Source organism: Oculatella sp. LEGE 06141 (assembly GCF_015207605.1).
Classification (GTDB): Bacteria; Cyanobacteriota; Cyanobacteriia; order Elainellales; family Elainellaceae; genus Oculatella.
Genome location: NZ_JADEWO010000128.1, coordinates 1 through 4,423, shown reverse-complemented (window position 1 = coordinate 4,423; position 4,423 = coordinate 1). Strand labels below are relative to the sequence as shown.

General features: G+C 56.4%; 2 protein-coding genes and 1 pseudogene. All 3 read left to right on the top strand.

Annotation, left to right across the window (positions count from 1 at the left end; all coding sequences use genetic code 11):
• On the top strand, positions 1–1,050 hold a 1,050-nt coding region (locus tag IQ268_RS31825), incomplete at its 5' end, for a DUF4159 domain-containing protein (RefSeq protein ID WP_193887468.1).
• The gene (locus tag IQ268_RS31820; RefSeq protein ID WP_193887466.1) at positions 993–3,266 is read left to right on the top strand and encodes a hypothetical protein; all 2,274 of its coding nucleotides are present in this window, start codon (positions 993–995) and stop codon (positions 3,264–3,266) included. The genes IQ268_RS31825 and IQ268_RS31820, both read left to right, overlap by 58 nt.
• Position 3,267: 1 nt before the next feature.
• A pseudogene (locus IQ268_RS31815) lies at positions 3,268–4,423 on the top strand (hypothetical protein); the annotation flags it as partial.

Sequence of the window (4,423 nt, the reverse complement as noted above, 5' to 3'; positions counted from 1 at the left end):
GTGTGTGGGTTGGGGGTGCGGGCTATTCCAGCCCCATCGCAGGGTAAAAGCCGCAACCGGGACGATCGCTGGATTCAAGTACAGCCAGGAATCGCCATTGATGTGCAGGGCAACCTGATTGTGATTCCCAAGCCGTTCAATTACCATATCGATACCGAATTAGCGGGTTCCGACCCAATGACGGTGTATCTGGTAACGAGCTACCGTGACCCGGATGAACTTCAGCGCGATCGCAGCGGTGAAACGGTGCAGGAAACCTATCGCCTGGAAGAAACCACGTCCCTGCCTCAACCGCTGGAAGTTGAACTCTGCCGCATTCTAATCCAGCCGGGTTCTGTGGCAATTTCCCACCCGGACGATGTCTTTTTTCCGGGATACAACCAGCTTGACCTGCGGTACCGAATTCAAGCCCAAACTCGCCCCCAGGCATTGATGCGGCTGGCTCAGGTGAACCGGGATGACCCAGACTGTGCCCGCCATTTCTTCAATCTTTCCTATTTGCTGCAAGCGGTGGAAGCGCTGTATCCGCAGATGAAGGGAGCCGATGAGGTGGGGCAGGTATCCCTTGCCGATGGCGGCACTGCGCTGATGCAGTATGACCTGTTGTATCTCACCGGACGGCAGAAGCTAGAGCTAGGCGGTTCTGAACTGGATGCCCTGCGCGAGTATGTGCAAAATGGCGGCGTGCTGTTGGTGGATACGGTACCCGAAGCAACTGAGTTAATTGAAACGGTGCGATCGCTAGCGCAACAGCTTGGACATCAATTGCAGCCCCTCACCAACCTCCGCAACCATCCGCTCCGCACCCGTCCGTTTTTGTTTGCGGCATTACCCCTGGTCAACCAGCACCCGATTCAACTGTCGATCGGCGGCGGTATCATCCTCATAGTGGGAGAAATAGCGTCGGTGTGGGGACCCGATGAAGGCTTAACCTTACCTCGCATCGTGATTCGCACCGCACAGGAGTTGGGTATCAACTTGCTGTATTATGCGTGGCGACGGCGACAGCTAACCGGGTTACAGCACGAGGATCTGGCTGGTCAATGGTGATGGAAAAACGCCTGATTAGCGCCAACCTTTCAACTCAGAGCGTCACATTTCGCCCTGGACAACCTCCAGCGACCTTTGAAGTGGTGGTTCGCAACGATAGCGATCAACAGGCTCAATTTCAGCTCGAACTTTCTGCCGCTGGGGCTAGCTCCTATCCAGGGGCAGACTGGTATCGACTGTCGCCAGAAGTCTCTGTTGCCAAGCCACCGGGCGATGAAACCCGGTTTCAAGTGCTGATTGTAGATTCGCCCCTGCCCCACTTTGCTGGAGCGGTCAACTTAACGGTGCGCGTGCTGTCGCCCCAACTGCCGGGAGAAGCCAGACGGGTGCTGCGGCTGATCGTTGAAGCCGGAGCCGAGGGACTGCCGTTGAGCCTCAGCCTGGTGCCTCAGCACCTCCAGGTCTATCCCCGCAATGCGGTTGACATCACCGTGCGCGTTTGTAACCTCACCCCTCGCCCGGTGGATGCCGTCCTGCGGCTGTCGGGGTTAGCCCCAGCCTGGATGACGAACGGTACCGAACGGCGAGTATTGCTGCCTCCCAGTGCGGAAGAATTGGTTCTGTTTCAATGCCAGCCGCCCGGTGTAACGCAAGCGCCCAACCAATCCTATCCATTTGGGGTAGAGGCATCTAGCCAAAGCATTGCTGCCATTCGGGCAGACGGCATCCTCGAAATTTTGCCTGTGGGGTTCATTAAATTTGCGGCTACACCGCCAAAACAGTCGATTCCTGCTGCAAAGGGGTGGTGGCTCGATTGGAAAACGAAAACGGCTGTGGTGTATGCAGCGTTTGGGAATTTAAGCAACGTTAAATCCTGGATCAACGTCGAGGTGGGCGGGTGCGATCGCCAACCCTGCACCCCAGAGCCATCGCAACCTGCGCTGTTAGGTTTGGGGGAAACGGTACAGCTTCCGCTCACTATCCGAACTCAACGCCCCTGGGTAGGGCTGGGAAGGAAACTGAAGCTAGACCTGTATCCCCAACTGCAAGCGGGCAGTGCCGTGGATGTGGAACCGGCCACTCAGCCTGTTGAATTGCGGATACTGCCCATCGTGCCGCTGTGGTTGGTGCTGGCGGTGCTGGCGCTACTCGCCGCGCTGCTGGCCTGGTTACTACAACCTGACCCCATTGGGCATGTGGCATCGGTTAACGCTATGCGCTTTAGCAGTGATGCCCTCTCGGTCGTTAGCGGCTCCAACGACTGCACCATCCGCCGCTGGACGGTGCAGGGCAACCAGCTTCAACCGGAAGGGGAATTAGGGGATGTCTCCCCAACCAGTTGCAATTTTGACGTTAATCCAAGAGGCGTACTGGCGCAAACGACCAACCAGATCTGGTCGATTGAGTTTTTTCCAAAGGACAACGATCGCATTGCAGCCGGGTTGGCCAACGGTGCCGTGCAGTTATGGAATTTGCCGAACCCTGACCCAAATCGGATGGAGCAGCTTAAAGACCCCGATGATCAAACGGGCGATCGCGTGTTTGCCCTGGCCTTTGCCGAAGACTCACGCACGCTGTACAGCGGCCACGGCAGCGGTACAATTCGGGTATGGCAGCGGCCTCCCGGCGCAAGGTTTGAAGTGCGTCCGCTAAATCGCCTCCGGCTCACCAACCAGCCAGACTACCGAGCCGATTATGAAGTGTTTGCCCTGGCGCTGAGTCCAGATGGTCAATACCTGGTTAGTGCGGGGTCAGATATGACCGTGGTGTTGTGGGATTTAACTGCTCCTGATCCCAACCAGGTTCCGCAATTGTTGATGCCCCAGGCCAGTCCCCGCGATTATGTGTACGACCTGGAGTTTGCACCCGGAACCGCTGTTTTGGCAACCTCGGATTCAAATGGTGATATTACGCTTTGGGATATCACTGCTTGCCGCTCCCATTCGCAGTCTACTTCAGTTAGCAGTCCGGTGTTGAACTGCCAGCCCCAGCGGCGCTGGCGAGCCGTTGAGGGCGATCGCGCCATTCCCATTCGCAGTATTCGCTTTAGTGCCAGCGGTCGCCAATTGGTTAGCGCCGATGATAGCGGACGGGTGATGCTGTGGACGCTGGATGGCTCTACCGACCCGGTGCCGCCCGATGGCAAACTCCTTTACACCAGCCCCCAGAAAACTAAATCGGTGGATAGTGTAGAAACAGCGCAGAATTTGCTGGTTGTGAGTGGAGGGGACGATCGCCAGGTGGTGCTACAGCGTATTCGACGTGAGGGGCAGTAATATGCAACCGTTTGCCAGTCCGTTAACGGCGATTATCAATCCCCCCGACCTGCAATCTGCCATGCCGGGAGATGGTTTGGAGCTGTCGGTGATTGTGCAAAATCAGGGTGAATATGGTGCGGTCATTGATGTGTATCTCGATGACACCGATCAGATTCCCAGCCAGTGGTGTCAGTCTGTTCGGCAGCGGCTAGCGCTCGACCCCCAACAAAACGGCGAGGTCATTTTTGACTTTGTACTGCCTGCCAATGCGCTACCGGGCACCTACGACTACACCCTGGTGATTGATTCGCCCCTGCATTATCCGGAAGATACACCCATTCAGTATCCCCAACAGTTGCGGGTCTTGCTGCGCGAGCAAACCGTTGTTCGGGTCAACGATCCCTCCTTTTTCTTAAGCCCAGCTACCAATCCACAAAAGCCTGCCCGTCTCAATCCGGGTGATGTTTTACCCGTGCAGGTGCGGGTCGAAAACCGCTCTAATCTGGTCGATAAGTTTCGGTTAACCTGTCTGGATTTAGAAGCAGAGTGGTTTACCATTCGCTACCCCAGCAAAAATCTGGATGCGCCGGGTCTGGTGGCTGAAACCAGTTGTCTGGAGCTAAACCCCGGGATGTCGGGATACATTCAGCTAGAGCTTCACCCTCCGGCTGAAACCCTGGCCGGAACCTATACGCCCACCCTCCGCCTTTACTCGGACAACCATCCCGATCTGGTGCTGCTGGATCTGGTCTATCTCGACATTCCCACCGTTGAGCAGCTTCAGGTGGAGCTGGAAACGGTCATTGGTAAAGTGAGCCATCGTCCCGGCAAATATCTGCTCAAGCTGCGTAATGCTGGCAACATCATTCGCCAACTGAGCTTTAGTGCCAGTAGCCGCGAGGAAGATGAACTCTGCACCTACGACTACGAACCGCCCCAGGTACGATTGCCGCCGAGCCGCGAGGCCGAAATTTTGCTGTTGGTGCAGCCCGTTCACAAGCGGCGACGACCGTTTGTAGGAACAGGACAGGTGATTAACTTTCAGGTGGAGCTAGAAGATACCCAGGGCTACAAGCTGCCAGAGAAACTGCCGCAAGCCATGCTGATCTGGAAAGCGCGTCCCTGGTGGCAATTGCTGCTGCTGGTGTTGTTGGTGCTGGGGCTGTTGGGTGGGG